We start from the raw sequence: 18389 nt of genomic DNA, 5'->3' as shown, positions 1-18389 counted from the left end.
TTGCAATGGAGGAATCGACATGCCTGAACGTGTCACAACGTCCTTGGAAGTGCGATGGGGGGAATGCGATCCCGCTGGTATCGTGTATCATCCGTCATTTATCGATTGGTTTTCTATCGCACGCATGCATTTTCTTTCAGAAAACGGAATTCGCTATATGACAGATTTCCACGATGCGGGCATCACCGTCGTCGTGACGGACGTCTCTTGTCATTATGCGCGGGCCTTGCGCGCCGAAGACCAGGTAGCTGTTTCGGCACGGCTGTTGGAACTCTCGCGGACGCGCTTATGTTTTGCTTATGAGGTTTTGACTGCTGAAGGGGAGTTGAGCGCGGCCGGGCAAACGAGGCATGCGTTCGTGGTGAACGGATCGATACGGCCGGTCAACCTGGAACGTAAGGCACCACAATTGTGGAGCCGGTTGTCCCAGTTACCTATAGCCACTGTGACAGACGCCTGATTTGGAGTCGTTCAAGCCGTAGCCTATACGGTTTTTGCGTCGGGAGTGTAGGTTACTACAGACGGTCGTCGCGATATGTGGGAAGACGGGGTTGTAGGAACGTCTGTTGACATTAGAGCTCTCTGTTGCTAATATATCTACCTGTCCGCGTTTTGCGGCTGTAGCTCAGAGGGAGAGCACCACCTTGACACGGTGGGGGTCACAGGTTCGATTCCTGTCAGCCGCACCAAACGAAGCCGTCGACGTACATGCGTTGACGGCTTTTTTGCATCCGTGCAGCGGACTGTAAAGCATGTCGGCGCACCGTCAATTCGCGATCGGATTCGCGATGGAGGGACTGGTGAACGTGCACAGGTTGACCGTGACTGCTACGTATGCGTTCCCAGGCTTGGTTGGCTCGCTGCAGCAACTCGCAGGCGTAAAGGTGCTGCTCGGCGATATGGCCACGCAATCTCTGACTTGCACGTTTCAACCGCAGATTGCACAAGAGGTCGCGGCAACGATTGCTCATCATTTACTGACCGACTGGTTGCGTGCGGAAATCGCTCGCGAGGGGAGCCGACGCACTGGAGGGTTTGAAAGTGATACGGCAATTTGTGTCGATCAGATTGTCGCGAAATTTGCCGCAGGAAAGTTGTCACTGGCCGATATCGCCTTTTCGACATGGCTTCGGCGTATTCAGGTAGAACTGCTGCCGTTTTGCTCTGGTGATGCGATTATCTCGCTCGACGGATTCGCTCGTTTCCGTTTGCGCGAAGTTGTCGCGGCACTACGTGACGAAATCGATCGAGTCTGGCAAGACGATGGGCGAGAAAGGGACTTTGAGCGATTGGTCGCGGGACTGCGCGAGGTTTTACGTGAACAGGTGATGCACGACGAAGAATTGCATGTGTTTACGACGCCCGACTTCGTCTGGATTGCGGATGCCGACGGATTCAGCTTGGACGATGACGCGCTTGAGGAAGCGATGGATGCGGCCTTAGCGGATCGTGACGGCATTGACAGTGAGGACCTTGCGATTGCATCACTGATCGCACATTCGCCGCGGCGGGTCGTTTTGCACGATCTTTATCCTAGGGCGGTTTGGCCCAGTTTTGCAGAAACCGTGAGCTGTCTTTTTCAAGAGCGCGTCCAGCGATGCGATGGCTGCGAGGTTTGCCGTCAGCTGGCGCACATGGAGCAGCGTTTCCGTATACAATGGACTCAGAATCACAGGCGGCATCAGCGCTAAGGGGGGATGGCAGGTGATCTTCGGATGCGCCGCGGCGGCTGTGGCGGGCTTTGGAGCGCTGTTCTACGCGACGAGTGTTCTTCCGACACAGTGGCTCAAGGTGGAGCGCGTGAATTGGAATCTCGGTATTGGCAAGAAGATTCTCCAAATCAGCGATATTCACATCGAGCGCAACCGAATTTCGCCGTCTCGCCTGGCAACTGTCCTCATCGCCGAACACCCTGATCTCGTGTGCTTGACAGGTGATTTTGCCGATCACGACGAATCGCTGTTGTTGCTAGTACCGTTCTTGCGCGTGCTTCGCGAAGTTGGTGCACCGGTCTATGCGGTGCTCGGAAATCACGATTACCGCTTGCGGAGCGTCCAGAGATTGATTGAAGTCTTGCAATCGTTTGACGTGACTGTTCTGATCAATCAAACTGTTGTTTTAGACGGAATGAATCTCGTGGGGATCGACGACTACTGTACGCGGCATAGCGACGAACGGGCGTTTGATCAGATTGACGACGAATTGCCAGTGGTTGTGATGACACACGATCCGACCTATACGCTCGTTGCCGGACGGCCGTTTGCCTGCTTAATTGCCGGTCATCTGCACGGGAAGCAATTCAACGTGCCATTCCTGTTTACGTTGAAACCCATGGGGCCGCTCGCCGCATCCGGCGTATACAAAGGTCAGCATCGCTGTCCGCAAGGACCGTTCTACATATCGAAAGGCATTGGTCAATCAGGCATCAATTTACGGTTTTTGGTGCGCAGTGAAATCACGGTCCACGAACTGTGATTCAAATTTCTGTATGTAAGGGAGGACAAGCATTGGCAAACCGATCAGAAGTAAATCTTTTGACGCGGCTGGATCGGATACCGCTTACACCCCGTATCGTTGGCATCATTCTTCTACTTTCGCTCGTCTGGCTTGCGGAAGCGTTTGACATTGGGATCGTTGGTCCCGTGTTGACCACGTTGGAGAAATCCTGGCATCTGGCGTCTTGGCAGGTCGGCCTTTTGGCGATTGCCTCGACGATTGGCATCGTGCTCGGGATGCTGCCGTCCGGCATGATTGCGGACAAGTTTGGGAGACGGCGAGTGATTCTGTTCGGTATCTTATGGTTTTCTGTTTTGACGCTGCTCGGTTCCCTCGTCTCGAACGTGGGATCACTCTTTGCCATTCGCCTCTTGGCGGGTATCGGTGAAGGTGCGGTGTTACCCATGCCCTATCTGATTTTGTCGGAGTTTACAGGCAATCGGCGGCGCGCGGTAAGTGTCGGCTATGCGAACGGCATCCTCACGGCCGCCTATATTGTGCCCAGCGTCGTTTCGCTTTGGGCGCTGCATAACTACCCGGCCGATTACGCATGGCGTGTCCCCTTTTTGCTCGGCGGCATTCCCCTTATCATGTTGATTCCGATTTATCTGTGGCTTCCGGAATCGCCGCGTTATCTGTTGGAACGGGGGCAAGCCGGCCGGGTGCAAAAGCTCGTGGAATCGTTGGAAAATCAGGCGAGTTTGCCACACGACGAGGATTTGCACGACGAGGTGATTGCGGACATGCTTGATGCGACGCCGCACGACATGTTGAATACGTTGAAAGCGCTGGTTCGCAGGCCGCTCGTTGGTCGCAGCGCCATGGTTGTCATGCACCTGACTGCGGCTCTCATCTTGTTTTATATCCTGCAGGTATTCGGGCCGGCGCTCTTGGCGACGCGCGGAGTTGCCATTTCGAACTCGATTTTGTACACGGGAATCATGATGCTGCTCGCAGGTTTTGGATCGGTATGCCAGGGGTATTTGTCGGACAGATTTGGCCGCAAAGCGATCTTGGCGATCTATGTTGGACTTGCTACGGTAGGCTGCCTGTTGTTCGCATTTGCGGGCAGTGCGCCTGTCGCCTTTGCCGCAGGGTTTCTGACGGCCTTCTTTGGCCTTGGTATCTTCCCGGTATCGAAGCTCTGCGTGGCAGAACAGTATCCGACCGACGTGCGCGGCCGTGGCGTGTATATCGTCGAAATGGCCGCCCGTGGACTGAGTGGCATTGTGACCACGTATTTCATTCCGTTCGTGCTGAAAGCGGGGGGTGATCTCGTTATTTTTCTCGGGATCGCCACAGTTCTAGTCTTGCTCAGTATCCCGTTTCTCGTCTTTGGGCGCGAAACTGCACGCGTGCAGTTGGAGTACGCGAGTGCCATCGCGCCAACCAAGCCTGCAGAACGGAGGTTGTCCCCCAAGTGACTGTCGACATCGAGCAGCCGTCACAGACGCTTTGATAGTTCAACTCACTTACGATTGGCACTTTTCTCGATGAGTCCATGGCGCGTCGCCGCAGACTTCGAGGAGGTGCCTTTTTCGCGCGTTCGGGTCCGCATGGTCGCTGGATGTCGAGATATCGACGGAAGGTCATTGCTATGGAAGCAAAGCGATTTCAGAAGTTCCAATTGAAATCTGGGTCTCGTTTTGTTAGCATAAAATAAGTTTGGTGCACAAACTATTTGTCGAGAAAGGTGATGCCTTGTGGCGACCTACTTCCCTGAAGTCAGTCGTATTGCTTATGAAGGTAGAAAGTCGGAAAATCTGCTCGCATTTAAGTATTACAATCCCAACGAAATCGTGCTGGGTAAGCCGATGGCAGAGCATCTTCGTTTTGCAGTGAGCTACTGGCACACATTCACCTTGCCAGGGAGCGATCCATTTGGCCTTGCCAACATGATCCGCCCTTGGGATGGCTACACCGGCATGGATTTGGCGAAAAAGCGCGTTGAAGCTGCATTTGAGTTTTTCGAAAAGCTTGGTGTCGAATACTTTTGCTTCCATGATCGCGATATTGCGCCAGAGGGCGACACTTTGCGGGAAAGCAACCGCAATCTGGACGAGATCGTCGCCATGATCAAAGAGTACATGAAAACAACCGGGGTCAAGTTGCTGTGGAACACGCAGAACATGTTCTCGAACCCTCGTTTTGCGCATGGGGCCGCCACTTCTCCGGATGCAGATGTATTCGCTTACGCTGCTGGCCAGGTCAAGAAGAGTCTTGAAATCGCTCTCGAACTTGGTGCAGAGAACTACGTTTTCTGGGGTGGCCGTGAAGGCTACGAGACGCTGCTGAATACGGACATGCAGCTTGAGCTCGATAACCAGGCGCGTCTGTTGCAGATGGCGGTTGACTATGCGGACGAAATTGGTTTTCGCGGTCAGTTTTTGATTGAGCCGAAGCCGAAAGAGCCAACGAAGCACCAATACGACTTTGACGCGCAGTCGACGATCGCGTTTTTGTTGAAGTACGGGCTTGCGGATCGGTTCAAGTTGAACATCGAGGCCAACCACGCCACGCTGGCAGGCCACACATTTCAGCACGAACTCCGGGTGAGCCGGTTGCATGGCATGTTGGGTTCGGTCGACGCCAACCAGGGCGATCCGCTGCTGGGCTGGGATACGGACGAGTTTCCGACCAATTTGTATGATACGACTCTCGCGATGTACGAGATTCTCAAAAACGGAGGCCTGCAACCGGGCGGCCTGAACTTCGACGCGAAGGTGCGCCGAGCGTCGATGACGCCTATCGATCTGTTCTATGCCCACATTTCGGGCATGGACAGCTTCGCTCGCGGCCTTAAGGTGGCGGCGAAATTGCTCGAGGATGGCGTGTTTGAAAACGAGATCGCTAATCGTTACGAGAGCTACAGCAAAGGCGTCGGTAAGGAGATCGTGGAAGGCAGGGCGACTCTCAAGTCTTTGGAGGATTATGTGATCGACAAGCGCGTCACGGCAGCGCGCTCCGGGCGCCAGGAAGTCTTGCTTGCCAAACTGAATCAGTACCTGCTTGAAGTGGAATGATAGCGATGGCAGCGCAGGCATTGCTCATCGGAATTGACGTAGGCACGTCGGGTGTAAAGGTCGTGCTGGCCGATCTCGACGGAAGAACGATCGCGCAGTCGACCCGAACCTATGGCGTGTCACAGCCGCAGCCTCTATTTGCCGAGCAGGATCCGGAGATCTGGTGGGATCAGACATGCCGGGCCCTGCAGGATGTGTTTGCAAAGTCGGGTGCAAACCCGAGTATTGTGCGCGGTATTGGATTAACCGGGCAAATGCACAGCCTTGTGCTCTTGGATCGAGATGGGGCGGTCATCCGCCCAGCTATTCTGTGGAGCGATCAGCGCACACAGGAACAGTGCGACTGGATTCATAGCGAACTTGGGCTTGAGAAAACCATCGATTTGGTCGCAAATCCCGCGCTGACGAACTTTACGGCGACGAAGCTGATCTGGGTACGTCAGCACGAGCCTGAGAACTATCGTCGCATTCATCGCGTGCTTTTGCCGAAGGATTACATCCGGTATCGTCTGACGGGCGAATTTGCATCAGATGTCTCTGACGCTTCTGGAACCCTCCTGCTGGATGTTGCCGGCCGCAAGTGGTCGGAGGAGATGTGCGAACGCCTGTCGATTCCGCTTGCCTGGTTGCCTTCTGTGCATGAATCGGTCGAGGTGACCGGGCGGGTGCACGCGAAGGCCGCTGCGGCAACGGGGTTGGCAGAGGGAACGCCAGTTGCAGCGGGAGCCGGAGACCAGGCGGCTGGAGCCATTGGCAATGGCATCGTCCGTCCGGGTATCGTGTCGAGCACCATTGGCACTTCCGGTGTCGTGTTCGCGTACGCGGACGGGATCGTTCGCGATCCGAAGGGGCGCCTGCATACGTTTTGCCATGCAGTTCCAGGTGCATGGCACGTGATGGGCGTAACCCAGGCAGCAGGCGGTTCGCTGCAGTGGTATCGGAACGAGTTCGCCCAAATGGAGCAAAGCACGGCGGAGTGGATTGGCCGCGACGTCTATGAACTGCTCAGTGACGAGGCTGCGGCGGTGGCGCCGGGAAGTGAGGGGCTTGTGTTTCTGCCTTATTTAATGGGCGAACGCACACCGCATCTCAATCCTCTCGCGCGGGGCGTGTTCTTCGGCATCACGAGCCGCCACCGTCGTGCGCACTTCGTGCGTTCAATCATGGAAGGAGTCGCCTTCAGTTTACGGGATTGTCTTGAACTGATTACAAGTCTTGGACTTCCCGTTGAGCAGATTCGGGTCTCGGGCGGCGGCGCTCGCAGCCAGGTATGGAGATCCATTCAGGCCGGCGTCTTCGGGCAGGATGTTTGTACGGTGGAGGCCAACGAGGGCCCTGCCTTCGGTGCTGCACTGTTGGCAGGTGTCGGCAGTGGCTGTTTCGAGGATCTTGTCTCTGCGTGCGATGCTCGCATTCGCGTGCAAGCGAACGAAGCGCCGGACGAAATACACGTGCCCGTCTATGCGAAGACGTACGATTTGTATCGCGCACTGTACACATCTCTGGAACCGCATTTTGTAGAGCATACATGATGCGCGAAGGGTGTCAGGCTAGAGCGAGGGTGCGGCCCTTTGGTGCCGCACCAGCTTGTAATGGTAGGTAAGCGTATTCCATTTATCGCATGTGAAGAAGTGACTTTGCGGCAGTTTGGACAACCCTTCAAAAGACAGAGAAGTTGCTTTGCTTAGAGAGAAGGAGTATGGAGATATGAAAATCAGAATCAGTAACTCCCTGATTTACTTTTTCGGGGCTCTTGGTGGATTGCTGTTTGGTTACGACACGGGAGTTATTTCGGGTGCCATATTGTTTATTCGCCAGACGCTTCATCTAAATTCGTTTGATCAGGGTTTTGTTGTGAGCGCTATCCTGATTGGTGCTATCATCGGTTCGGCTGTCAGTGGTCCGCTGACGGATAAGATGGGACGCAAAAAGGTTGTCTTGATCGCTGCCTTGATTTTCTGTATCGGCGCCATTGGTTCAGCTCTCACGCCGAGCACAGGCGTTTTGATCCTGTTCCGGATTGTGTTGGGCCTGGCAGTGGGCATCGCGTCGACTATGGTTCCCATGTATCTTTCAGAGATGGCACCGACCGAAATTCGTGGTGCATTGTCCAGCTTGAATCAGTTGATGATTGTCATTGGGATTTTGCTTGCGTACATCATTAACTACGTGTTTGCACCCAGCGGGCAGTGGCGCTGGATGTTAGGGTTGGCGTTTGTGCCTGGGGCGATTTTATTCATCGGCATGCTGTTTCTTCCCGAGAGTCCGCGTTGGTTGTTAAAGCATGGACGTGAAGATCAAGCGCGTGAGATTTTGACCTATCTGCGCAAGGGGCGGGGCGTCGAGGAAGAGTTGAGCGACATTCGGCGCGCAAATGAACTTGAGACCGGCGGATGGTCGCAGTTAAAGGAAAAGTGGGTGCGCCCGGCGCTCTGGACTGGCATCGGACTTGCTGTCTTTCAGCAATTTATCGGTTGCAACACCGTGATCTACTACGCGCCAACGACGTTCACGGACGTCGGACTTGGTTCGTCCGCCGCTATTCTTGGCACGGTCGGCATTGGCAGTGTCCAGGTGATCATGACTGTGATCGCGGTGCGCTTGATCGATCGCGTAGGCCGCAAGCCTTTGTTGGTCAGCGGCAGCATTGGCATGGCCCTGTCGTTGTTGTTGCTCGGTTTCATTCATATGGCATTTGGCAATTCGGCAGCCGCCGGCTGGACAACGCTGATTTTTTTGGCGATTTACATCTTCTTTTTCTCGATCAGTTGGGGCCCTGTCGTCTGGGTCATGCTTTCGGAAATTTTCCCGCTTGGCATTCGCGGGGCAGGGATGGCCGTCGGCGCCGTCGCCAACTGGGCGTCAAACCTCGTCGTATCGTTGACGTTCCCACCATTGCTGAAGGCTGTCGGAATCAGTTGGGCATTCATCATCTATGGTGTGTTTGGGATTCTGTCCGTGATTTTCGTGATCGCGAATGTCAAAGAGACGAAAGGCCGCAGTCTCGAGCAAATCGAGTTCGATTTGCGAAGCAGGATATCGTGACATGTGCTGCGTAATCATTGTATAGCAGCCTCACCGAATCTTTGATGCCGCGTCTGCGGGTATCATAGGGGATGGGACTGGCTCGCGTTGCGGGCTGGTCCTGTCGCATTTTCCGGCAAAGGTGCAGCGTGTAGACAGATACATGAAAGGGTTGATGGAGGATGTCAGTCCAAGAGACGACTTACGCGGGGGAATCTGCCATCTTGTTGCAAAACGGAGATTACGAGGCGATTTTACTTCCCAAACGCGGCGGCAATCTGGTTGGGTTCCGGGATGTGAAGCGCGGCTACCGCTTCCTGCGCGAGCCGGAATACGAGATGGATCAGTTTGAAAAGTCTCCGATCCGCTATGGCATTCCAGTTCTTTTCCCGCCTAACCGATATCGGGACGGCGTGTTTACGGCCGCCGGGAGAACCTATCACTTGCCGGTGAACGAAGAATCGACGCACAACCACCTGCACGGTTTCTTTTCTCGCCTCGAGTGGCCGGTTGTCGCAAAGGGCGACAGCGGCGAAGGGGCGTTTGTGGAGATTCGCCACGACGTCGATGAGAACCATCCTGTGTACGAGCACTGGCCACATCGCTTTGCGTTTTCCATTCGCTACACGTTGACACCGTCATCGCTCGTCCAAACGGTGCATATCAAGAATGCGGGCGACACGCCCATGCCGTGTATGCTCGGCTTTCACACGGCAGTGTCGGTTCCGTTCGCATTGAGTAGTGCGGCGTCGGACTGCACATTTACCTTGACAATTGGTGAACGTTGGAAACTCGATGGCCGCAAACTTCCGACCGGGCAGTTCCAGCCTCTAAACGCCGGTGAGCAAAACATGAAGTCCGGCGGCGTCAGTCCGTTCTTCGAAGCGATGGACAATCATTATTCGGCAGAGCCTGTCGACGGTCATAACCGGATGGTGCTGACGGACAACAAGGCGGGGATTCGGTTCATTTACGATGTCGATCTCGGCTATCGTCACTGGATGGTGTGGAACAACAATGCAGGTGGTACATTCTTTTGCCCTGAGCCACAAATCAACATGGTAAATGCGCCAAACGTCGACCTTCCGGCCGATGTTACTGGCCTTGTCATCTTGCAGCCTGGAGAAGCGTGGACGGGCACCAGCCGGATGTATACGGAACCCGTCTAAACGGGCGATATGATGCGAAAGGGGGCGAGAGAAATGTCTTTGCGTTCACGGAGCGACGTGCCGGAGCTGGAGACTTGGGACTTGCGTCCGCTGTTTGCCGACGTTGAGGCTTGGGAAGCGACGGTCGAACGCATTCGAACACTCGCTGAGCAATTGATTCAACGAACGTCCGCTGAATCGTGGGCAGATCCAGAGGAGCTTGCCGCTTGCCTGCGCTTACACGATGAGTTGCGCAGACTGTGTATGGATGTTGAGCGTTACGCCATGTCCCGCTTTGCCGAAGATGCGACGAACAACGAAGCGCAAACCCTGATCGGCAAAGCCCGGTTGGCCTCGCAGCGATGCGGCGAAGCTTCCGAACATCTGAGGGCAGCTATCCGTCGCTTGCCAGCGAGCACGTTGGCAGCATGGCGCCAACATGCTGAGATTGCGGCATATGCAACGTATCTGAGGCGACTGGAAGAAGAACGAGCACACACATTGCACGACGACGCGGAGCGCGCGCTCGCCGCGCTAGCAGGGAGTGTGGGTGTACCAAGCGGCGTCTATGAGGCGGCGACAGGTGCTGATATGCGATTTCGAACCGCTCACGACAGTTCTGGCCATGAAGTCGCTATCACGCCGTTCGCGCTGTTGATGAACATTGAAACATCGGCAGACACGAAGTTGCGCCATGAGGCGTATCACAGCGTGATTGACGGTTTGCGGCCGTATCAACACACGCTTGCGCGTGCGCTCGCCGGAAAGATTCAGGGCGACGTCGCGGCCGCGCGCTTGCGCAAGTACAAAAGTGTCTTTCACATGCTGCAGATGGCCGACATGGGCGGGACCATTTCGGCCAACCAGGTCGATCCCGAGCATTATTTCATGGTCCAGGACGTGATGTTTAACGAACTGGCGCCGCATATGCGGCGGTATATGCGGTTGCGTAAGCGCGTGCTGGGACTCGAACGGCCGCTGTTATGCGACACGAAGGCGCCGCTTGTGCCGCTGTCCGGCGCCGCGATGTCGTTTACACAAGCGCGATCGCTCATTCTCGACGCGGCCCGGCCGCTTGGCTCGGTCTACAGCGAAATGTTGGAACGGGCGTTTCGCGAACGCTGGATTTATTGGGCACGCAACGCCGGCAACTGGAACGGGGCGTTTTGTGGGGAGAGTTCGGTTCACCCGTACGTATTTTCGCCATTTGGCGGTGGCATGTACGACGTGTTCGTTTTAGGGCACGAACTTGGGCACGCGGTACACCTGTCGTTGGCATGTGCCTCTGAGCTGCCGACCAACCTCGCGTTTTCCTGTCTGTTCATTGAGACGCCATCGACGTTGATGGAGCACATGATTGCAAACAGGCTCATTGCGACCGCAGCCGACTCCATGCGTCGTGCGCAGGTGCGGATGATGCAGATGTTCACGTTCCATCACGATTTTGTAACCCACCAGACTGAGGCAGAGATTTTACGGCGACTGTATCGTTTGGCCGATCAGGGAGAGCCTTTGTCGACAGAGGTGTTCCGCCAGACGTCGCGGCAGGTGCTGGCTGAGTTCTGGGGAGGAGAAATCGATCTCGACGAAGGAGCCGATTTGTACTGGATGCGCCAGCCGCATTATTACATGGGACTCTATCCGTACACCTATGCCGTCGGCTTAACCGCGTCCACCATTCTGGCCGAGCGATTGGCTGCAGGTGAGACAGCGCTTGTCGATGACTGGATCCGCGTCCTGTCTCATGGTGCAGGCAAGTCGCCGCTTGAACTGTTTCGAGCCGTTGGGCTCGATATGGACACACCGGAGCCGTACCGGCAGGCGATCCGCCACGTAGGCGCAATTATCGATGAACTGGAGGCCGTGTTCGCGGACGCCTGAGTTGCACCGCGCTTGGCCGCTGTGTATAGTCGAATGCCCCCAGTTCCATACTGGAATCGTCTGGATTTGTATGGAAGTGCATTGGGGGCGACAGCGTTGTATGTCTTTGAATGGGCTCCAGGCATGGACGTCGAATCGTTATGTGAAAAACTCGCATCCTGTGTGAGCACCGTCCGCTGGTGGAGCGGTGAGGTGGTGTATGTCGGGTGTGAATGCCCGCCGGATCGAAAAACACTTGTTGCATCCATCTTGGCGGGGGCTTTGTTGCGCGATTGGCTGTATCGCCAACTCGTCGTTCGCGTGCAGCAAAGCGAGCCCGCGTGGACAGGTGACGAGATTGAGTACACGGTGCTAATTCAGCTGCATGACTTACGCGTGGCCAAGGCGCGCTTTGCAGGCTTTGACCTAGATACTTGGGAGACCAAGGTGGCTTCAGATCTGTGCGCCTGGATGGAGCACGAGAATTGGCTGTCCTTGCCTGCATTTGCCCGTTTTCGCATGCGGCCGCTCGTGACAGCCCTCTCGGCCGAAGTGGAGAGGCGCATGCGGCAGTTGCGACTGGAAGACGAGTATGAAGAATCTCTCCGGATGTTGCGCTATATGCTCCATGAACAACCGATTGTGCAGCGCGAGTTGCACGTATTCTGCGCTCCGGAAAGAATCTGGATGACCGACGCCGAAGGCGAATTGGTTCGCGATGAGGAAGTGTTGGCAGCCGCATTGGCGGACGAGTCGGACGTCGACAGCGAGGATTTGGCCATGAGCATTTTGATCACGCGCTCGCCATGTCGCATCGTTTTGCACGATCTGTATCCCGAGGCACCCTGGCCAAGCTTTGCGGAGACAATCCGGCGCGTCTTCCGCGAGCGCGTGACACCGTGCCTAGGCTGTATCGCCTGCCGGCTGCACGAGGCGCAACGGCTACGTGGTGACGACGGAGCGCTGGATCTGACCTGGAGCGACGGGACGGCGGAAGGGCAAGGTCTTGACATCTAAACGGTTTGTATCGTACTGTCCATGATAGAACAAAGGGTCGCATGCGACCCTTTGCCATGAAAACATGCGATGCGGAAAGACGCGCTTTGACGCATGAAGCCGTGTGCAGAGAGAGGACATCGAGGCTGTAAATGTTCTCCATGGTTGCGTGAAAGACACCACTTTCCAAGCAGTTCACGGGTCGCAACGTGGACCGTGTAGCCGCGTTATGGCTTAGAGCCTCTGTTGCTGACGTGCAGAACAGAGGGAAGTTGGGTGGAAACACGAGACTGACGTCGTCGTCCCATAGGGGTGACGGCGTTTTTTGTCGTTTCGCCAATGAAGGTCAGAAGGGAGAACGAATAGTGGCACAGGACATCGTCATTCGGTTGAAAGATGGATCGGAAAGAAGCATGCCTGCTGGCAGCACGTATGCGGATCTTGCCGCCGCCATTAGCGCGCGCCTGGCCAAGGAGGCTGTGGCGGCGAAGGCGGATGGACAAGTTGTCGATCTCGCTCGTGAAATCGCCGACGGCGCACAAGTGGAGCTGTTGACGTTAAAAGATCCGGAAGGTGTCGACGTGATGCGGCATACGTGTGCGCATGTCATGGCGCAGGCAGTCGCGCGGTTGTTTCCAGGCACCAAGTTCGCCATAGGGCCCGTGATCGAAAACGGCTTTTATTACGATTTTGCCGATCACGACTTCACACCGGAAGACCTGCCGCTCATCGCACAAGAGATGCAGAAAATCATTGATGCGGACTATCCGGTCGTTCGCGAGGTCATTTCGCGGGAAGATGCCTTACAGATGTTTGAGGCACGCGAGGATCGGTTTAAGGTCGAGATCATCCGCGATTTGCCCGCCGAGACGACGTTGACCATCTATCGCCAGGCCGAGTTCGTCGATCTTTGTCGTGGTCCTCATCTTCCGTCCACTGGCCGGATCAAAGTGTTCCAACTGGGTAACCTGGCTGGTGCGTACTGGCGGGGGGATTCGGATCGCGAGATGCTGACGCGCCTGTACGCTGTGGCGTTTGCGAAGAAGTCCGATCTCGACGAGTACAATCGCCTTCAGCAAGAGGCACGCGAACGCGATCACCGTCGCTTGGGCAAGGAACTCGACATTTTTATGCTGTCGCCAGAGGTTGGGCAGGGTCTGCCGCTTTGGCTGCCGAATGGCGCAAAGATCCGGCGCACGATTGAGCGCTATATCGTCGATCTCGAGGAATCGCTTGGATATCAGCACGTCTACACGCCGCACCTAGCGAGTGTGGAGTTGTACAAGATCTCGGGCCACTGGGAGCATTACCACGAAGACATGTATCCACCTATGCAGATGGACAATGAAGAGCTCGTGTTGCGCCCGATGAACTGTCCGCATCACATGATGGTGTATAAAAACCATCTGCGCAGCTACCGTGAACTGCCCATTCGCATAGCTGAGCTGGGTATGATGCATAGGTACGAGATGTCTGGAGCGCTTGCCGGCCTTCAGCGAGTGCGTGCAATGACCTTGAACGACGCGCACATCTTCTGCCGTCCAGACCAAATTCAGAGCGAATTCACCCGCGTTGTCCGGCTGATCGAGCGCGTGTACAAGGATTTTGGCATCCGCGATTACTACCACCGCTTGAGTTATCGCGATCCCGCCAATACCGAAAAGTACGTTCAAAACGACGAGATGTGGGAGCTGGCGCAGGGTATGCTGCGGCAGGCGATGGAGGAACTGGGTCTCGAATTCGTCGAGGCACCCGGCGAAGCGGCGTTCTATGGTCCGAAATTGGATGTTCAGGTGCGTACCGCGCTGGGCAAGGATGAGACGCTGTCTACGGTTCAACTCGATTTTCACTTGCCTAACCGATTCAATTTGGAGTATGTCGGCGAGGATGGTGAACGCCATCGTCCCGTCGTCATTCACCGGGGAGTCGTGGGCACGATGGAGCGTTTTACAGCGTTCTTAATTGAGCAGTACAAGGGCGCTTTCCCGGCTTGGTTGGCCCCGACGCAGGCCGTTGTGGCATCCGTGGCAGACGACTTTGCTGCATATGCTGAAGAAGTTGCGGATAGATTGCGCCAGGCAGGCTTGCGTGTCGAAGCGGACGTCCGCCCGGACAAGATTGGCTACAAGATCCGTCAGGCGCAGATACACAAAATCCCTTATACGCTCGTCGTTGGCCAACGCGAGTTACAAGAGGGCACGGTCTCCGTGCGCAAGTATCAAGCTGGGGATCAGGGTCAGATGGCCATTGACGCGTTCGCGGCGCGCTTGCGTGCTGAGGTCGACGCCAAGGAGCTGTTGGTTGACCCGTAAGAACCTTGACTTTCAAAAACATATTGGCTAGAATAGGCATGTTATTGTACGAAGCTGACTAAGCAGAAGCCTGCCGCTTCTCACCTGATTGGCGTATGCTGACAGGTTCCTAGACATCGCGAATCTTATCGATATCGCATGAAATCGATAGGTACGCGCGTGATACACGGTCATCTAGGGAGCGCAGGCACATGTGCCTGCGCTTTTGTGTTGCGGTTTGGGTCGGATTTCATGGAGGTGACACCAGATTAGCAAAGAAGGGTATCAGGTAAACGAAGGTATTCGCGCTCGCGAAGTGCGTGTCGTTGACGCCGAAAACCAGCAGTTGGGTATTATGCCTTTGCGCGATGCACTGCGGCTGGCTGAAGAACGAAACTTGGACTTGGTCAATGTTGCGCCCAACGCGAAACCGCCTGTTTGCCGCATTATGGACTACGGTAAGTTCAAGTACGAGCAGAGTAAGAAGGAAAAGGAATCCCGTAAGAACCAAAAAGTTGTTCTGCTCAAAGAGGTCCGGATGACGCCCAATATTGACGAACACGATTTGAACGTCAAATTGAAGAACGTCATCAAGTTCTTGAAAGAGGGTTCGAAGGTCAAGGTGTCCGTTCGTTTTCGTGGACGGGAGATCACGCACCAAAATCTCGGTCAAGAATTGTTGCTGCGGTTGGCCAAATCAGCGGAAGAGCAGGCGATTGTCGAGCGCATGCCGAAGCTGGAAGGCCGCCACATGGTGATGATCCTCGCCCCGCGACAGCCGAGTGCTTGACCTCTGCACTGTTGCGAAGATACGAAAAGATCTGCCGGGATGCCGGCTAATCAATATTGGAGGACAGAAACGATATGGCGAAGGTAAAGATGAAGTCGCACAGCGGTCTCAAGAAGCGCGTCAAGCGGACGGCGTCTGGCAAGCTGAAGCGTCCGCACGCGTTCGCATACCACAAGGCTGAACACAAGGCACCGGGACGCAAACGCCGCCTGCGCGGTACCACGCTGGTCTCGCCGAGTGACGTCAAGCGCATCAAGCAGTTGGTCGCTTATAAATAATTTCCGGAGCACTGAACGTACCAGCGCCTGGCTCGTCATGAGCGGGCGATCCAACTGAGGAGGATTTGCAACTATGGCACGTGTGAAAAGTGGTAAGGTGACGCGTCGTCGCCACAAGAAGATTTTGAAGCTTGCCCGCGGTTATCGCGGTTCCAAACATACGCTGTTCCGTACGGCCAAACAGCAGGTTATGAAGTCGCTGATGTACGCGTATCGCGACCGTCGGGTTCGCAAGCGCGACTTCCGCCGTCTCTGGATTCAGCGCATCAATGCAGCAGCGAGATCGAACGGATTGTCTTACAACAAGTTCATGTACGGCTTGAAGCTTGCCGGCATCGAGGTAAACCGCAAGATGCTCGCTGATCTGGCTGTGACGGACGGCGCCGCATTTACGCAATTGGTCAACGTGGCACGCGAAAAGCTGAACGCCTGATGGCAGAGTCCCGGTCGCTGGCGACCGGGTCTTTTTCTCATTTGCGATCCGGACGGAAGGCGGTGACGGCGTGTATATCGAATCGATACATAATGAGCGCGTACGAGCCTGGAGCCAATTGAAGACCAAGAAAGGCCGCCTGAAACAAGGGCGCTTTCTCGCCGAGGGGAAGCGATTGGTCGCCGAATTGCTCAACAGTGCGTATGAAGTGGATGCCTTGCTATGGGATACCGGATCGGACGAAGTTCCTTTCGAACTGAGGGAACACCCGAAAACGTTGAACAAGTGGTTTGAACTCTCGCCCAACGCGTTTGCTGCCGTTGCCGATACGACGACGCCGCAAGGGGTGATTGCCGTCGCCCACATACCTCATCCGGCTCCGACCATCGGGGCGCGTTGCGTCCTTTTGGATGGCATCCAGGATCCGGGCAATGTCGGCACGCTGTTGCGCACAGCGGAGGCATTTGGATACACGGCAGTTTGTTGCGGCAGTCAAACTGTCGATCCATTCGCGCCAAAGGTGGTACGCGCCTCCATGGGCGGCATGTTTCGACTTGACCTGTATACCGAGGACAGTGTCACCTTCATCGAACGTTGGCGCCGTTTGCACCCAACAGGTCGTGTGGCTGTTGCGGCGGCAGAGGGATCAGATCCGTGCTACGAGGCGAATCTGTCTGGCGATCTGCTGGTCGTGATTGGCAGTGAGGCACAGGGGGTCAGCGTGGAAGTTCGCCATCTCGCCGACATGATGACTGCGATCCCGATGGCTGGAGAAGCAGAAAGTTTGAACGCCGCCGTCGCTGGCAGCGTCCTTTTGTACGAATCGTTTCGGCAAAGTGTCGATGGAAATCGCTAGTAGAAAGGAGCGTTATGGCTTGCTGCACGTGTGGTCAGACATGTGGGCCGCGCCGCTCGTGGCGATGATTGTCGCCCAATTGTTGAAGCCGGTGTTTATCATGATCCAGATGCGGACTTGGGATTGGCGACAGGTACGAAATTCGGGCGGTATGCCAAGTTCCCATACAGCAGCCGTGATCGCACTCGCTGCTGAACTTTGGATGCACTCGGGAGGATCTGACCCTGTTTTGGGGATTGGCTTCTTTGTTGCAGCCGTCGTGATGTACGATGCGGCCGGCGTGCGCTGGCAAACGGGGCGGCAAGCTGCTGTGCTCAATCGTCTATTGCGCGATCTCCGCGGACAACATCTGCTCGAACACAACGGTGAAGGCGGGGAGCAACACCCGCGCGATGCGCTACACAAGCCCAGCCCAGGTGAGCGGGTGGCTGGTATTCGCCCTTTGTCGGTGGTCAAGGTGCCTTGGTGGCTGATCGATTGGCCTGTGTTGAATGAGCAGGTGGGCCACAAACCGATTGAGATCCTTGGCGGCATTGTCGTTGGCGTGATCGTCGCGATCGCGCTGCATGGTTGAGCGAGGCGTTGTCGTTGGCGTGAAAATCTCGTCGAAACGGTGGACTTTTCGTTATCCCATCTGCATATAGATTGGCTGAACACGCCATGACAGGAGGGGATTTGTCCACCGTGGAAAGAACGCCGTCACAGTGGCGCGTCTATCGATCCTACCACAGTCCGTTTGATCCATGCCCACCCCGTACAAGATACTTCAATGTTCCTCCTAATGTATTACAGCCGTTTCAAACCAGTGCTCGCAAACAGTTTGCTCCACACGAGGCGCTTCGCAAGGGAACGTTGTGGCCCGAATACTTCAGCCCGTATCCACCAGAGGCGCGGGGAGGCGAAGCCGAATGAGCGAGACACCGTCACAAATGCCCAAAGCCTATTACCAATACCTTCACGAGTTGCAGTCCATTGATTTTGTCCTCTGCGAGTTGACGTTGTATCTCGACACGCATCCGGACGATGAGCAGGCCCTTGCGCAGTTCACTCAGTTTCAGAAGCGAAAGCACAATCTGATGACACAGTTTGAAGCTGCATTCGGACCCTTGTATGAATTTGGGGTCAGTCCCATCAGCGGCAACAAGTGGACGTGGTCGCAGACTCCTTGGCCATGGCAGGTCTAATCCGTGTCGA

At 55.5% G+C, this 18389-nt stretch carries 18 protein-coding genes and 1 tRNA gene; all 19 read left to right on the top strand.

All coding sequences use genetic code 11. The features are described 5' to 3' along the window. Positions 1–19: 19 nt before the first annotated feature. The 19 genes from C7445_RS00580 (at position 20) to C7445_RS00490 (ending at position 18379) form a co-directional block, all read left to right on the top strand. The gene (locus tag C7445_RS00580; RefSeq protein WP_134158110.1) at positions 20–460 is read left to right on the top strand and encodes an acyl-CoA thioesterase; all 441 of its coding nucleotides are present in this window, start codon (positions 20–22) and stop codon (positions 458–460) included. 154 nt (positions 461–614) lie between these two features. Then, positions 615–689 (top strand) — tRNA-Val (locus tag C7445_RS00575). A 63-nt stretch (positions 690–752) separates the two neighbouring features. Further along, positions 753–1691 (top strand): sporulation protein YtxC, encoded by a 939-nt coding sequence (ytxC, locus tag C7445_RS00570; protein ID WP_134158109.1) that lies wholly within the window; start codon positions 753–755, stop codon positions 1689–1691. A gap of 13 nt (positions 1692–1704) precedes the next feature. Beyond that, positions 1705–2475 (top strand): metallophosphoesterase, encoded by a 771-nt coding sequence (locus C7445_RS00565; RefSeq protein WP_243834854.1) that lies wholly within the window; start codon positions 1705–1707, stop codon positions 2473–2475. 32 nt (positions 2476–2507) lie between these two features. Then, positions 2508–3920 (top strand): MFS transporter, encoded by a 1413-nt coding sequence (locus C7445_RS00560; protein ID WP_134158108.1) that lies wholly within the window; start codon positions 2508–2510, stop codon positions 3918–3920. Positions 3921–4199: 279 nt separating this feature from the next. Next, positions 4200–5519, top strand: a complete 1320-nt coding sequence (xylA, locus tag C7445_RS00555; protein ID WP_134158107.1) for a xylose isomerase — start codon at positions 4200–4202, stop codon at positions 5517–5519. Further along, positions 5516–7051, top strand: coding sequence for a xylulokinase (gene xylB, locus C7445_RS00550; protein WP_134158106.1), 1536 nt, complete (start codon positions 5516–5518; stop codon positions 7049–7051). Before xylA ends, xylB begins: the two co-directional genes overlap by 4 nt. A gap of 175 nt (positions 7052–7226) precedes the next feature. Then, positions 7227–8564, top strand: coding sequence for a sugar porter family MFS transporter (locus C7445_RS00545; protein WP_134158105.1), 1338 nt, complete (start codon positions 7227–7229; stop codon positions 8562–8564). A gap of 161 nt (positions 8565–8725) precedes the next feature. Continuing rightward, entirely contained in the window at positions 8726–9712 is a 987-nt protein-coding gene (locus C7445_RS00540; RefSeq protein ID WP_134158104.1) for an aldose 1-epimerase, read from the top strand. Between the two features lie 33 nt (positions 9713–9745). After that, the gene (locus C7445_RS00535) at positions 9746–11572 is read left to right on the top strand and encodes a M3 family metallopeptidase (protein ID WP_166668922.1); all 1827 of its coding nucleotides are present in this window, start codon (positions 9746–9748) and stop codon (positions 11570–11572) included. A gap of 96 nt (positions 11573–11668) precedes the next feature. After that, on the top strand, positions 11669–12568 hold the full coding sequence (gene ytxC / locus C7445_RS00530) for a sporulation protein YtxC (RefSeq protein WP_208320795.1): 900 nt from the start codon (positions 11669–11671) through the stop codon (positions 12566–12568). A 344-nt stretch (positions 12569–12912) separates the two neighbouring features. Further along, entirely contained in the window at positions 12913–14859 is a 1947-nt protein-coding gene (gene thrS, locus C7445_RS00525) for a threonine--tRNA ligase (RefSeq protein WP_134158102.1), read from the top strand. A 247-nt stretch (positions 14860–15106) separates the two neighbouring features. Next, the gene (gene infC, locus C7445_RS00520; protein WP_074691198.1) at positions 15107–15628 is read left to right on the top strand and encodes a translation initiation factor IF-3; all 522 of its coding nucleotides are present in this window, start codon (positions 15107–15109) and stop codon (positions 15626–15628) included. A 74-nt stretch (positions 15629–15702) separates the two neighbouring features. Next, a complete protein-coding gene (gene rpmI, locus C7445_RS00515; RefSeq protein WP_134158101.1) occupies positions 15703–15906 on the top strand; it encodes a 50S ribosomal protein L35 in 204 nt (67 codons plus the stop codon). A 73-nt stretch (positions 15907–15979) separates the two neighbouring features. Then, positions 15980–16339, top strand: a complete 360-nt coding sequence (gene rplT, locus C7445_RS00510) for a 50S ribosomal protein L20 (RefSeq protein ID WP_040290619.1) — start codon at positions 15980–15982, stop codon at positions 16337–16339. 70 nt (positions 16340–16409) lie between these two features. Next, a complete protein-coding gene (locus C7445_RS00505; protein WP_243834852.1) occupies positions 16410–17195 on the top strand; it encodes a TrmH family RNA methyltransferase in 786 nt (261 codons plus the stop codon). 28 nt (positions 17196–17223) lie between these two features. Next, positions 17224–17769, top strand: coding sequence for a divergent PAP2 family protein (locus C7445_RS00500; RefSeq protein ID WP_243834881.1), 546 nt, complete (start codon positions 17224–17226; stop codon positions 17767–17769). Positions 17770–17855: 86 nt separating this feature from the next. Next, positions 17856–18107 carry a spore coat associated protein CotJA gene (locus tag C7445_RS00495; RefSeq protein ID WP_279586200.1) on the top strand — a complete coding sequence of 84 codons (252 nt, stop codon included), beginning with the start codon at positions 17856–17858 and terminating at the stop codon, positions 18105–18107. Then, positions 18104–18379 carry a spore coat protein CotJB gene (locus C7445_RS00490; protein WP_134158098.1) on the top strand — a complete coding sequence of 92 codons (276 nt, stop codon included), beginning with the start codon at positions 18104–18106 and terminating at the stop codon, positions 18377–18379. Before C7445_RS00495 ends, C7445_RS00490 begins: the two co-directional genes overlap by 4 nt. Positions 18380–18389: the final 10 nt, after the last annotated feature.

Origin of the sequence: Alicyclobacillus sacchari, assembly GCF_004366795.1 — a bacterium.
Lineage (GTDB): Bacteria > Bacillota > Bacilli > Alicyclobacillales > Alicyclobacillaceae > Alicyclobacillus > Alicyclobacillus sacchari.
Note: the sequence above shows the minus strand (reverse complement) of the source record. Positions and strands in the feature narration are given on the sequence as shown.

Bases quoted from the DNA above. Each gene is read 5' to 3' on its own strand.
- C7445_RS00535 (WP_166668922.1), top strand. From the start codon at position 9,746: ATGTCTTTGCGTTCACGGAGCGACGTGCCGGAGCTGGAGACTTGGGAC.
- C7445_RS00545 (WP_134158105.1), top strand. From the start codon at position 7,227: ATGAAAATCAGAATCAGTAACTCCCTGATTTACTTTTTCGGGGCTCTT.
- C7445_RS00495 (WP_279586200.1), top strand. From the start codon at position 17,856: ATGACAGGAGGGGATTTGTCCACCGTGGAAAGAACGCCGTCACAGTGG.
- C7445_RS00540 (WP_134158104.1), top strand. From the start codon at position 8,726: ATGTCAGTCCAAGAGACGACTTACGCGGGGGAATCTGCCATCTTGTTG.
- rpmI (WP_134158101.1), top strand. From the start codon at position 15,703: ATGGCGAAGGTAAAGATGAAGTCGCACAGCGGTCTCAAGAAGCGCGTC.
- rplT (WP_040290619.1), top strand. From the start codon at position 15,980: ATGGCACGTGTGAAAAGTGGTAAGGTGACGCGTCGTCGCCACAAGAAG.
- xylB (WP_134158106.1), top strand. From the start codon at position 5,516: ATGATAGCGATGGCAGCGCAGGCATTGCTCATCGGAATTGACGTAGGC.
- C7445_RS00490 (WP_134158098.1), top strand. From the start codon at position 18,104: ATGAGCGAGACACCGTCACAAATGCCCAAAGCCTATTACCAATACCTT.
- C7445_RS00580 (WP_134158110.1), top strand. From the start codon at position 20: ATGCCTGAACGTGTCACAACGTCCTTGGAAGTGCGATGGGGGGAATGC.
- ytxC (WP_134158109.1), top strand. From the start codon at position 753: ATGTCGGCGCACCGTCAATTCGCGATCGGATTCGCGATGGAGGGACTG.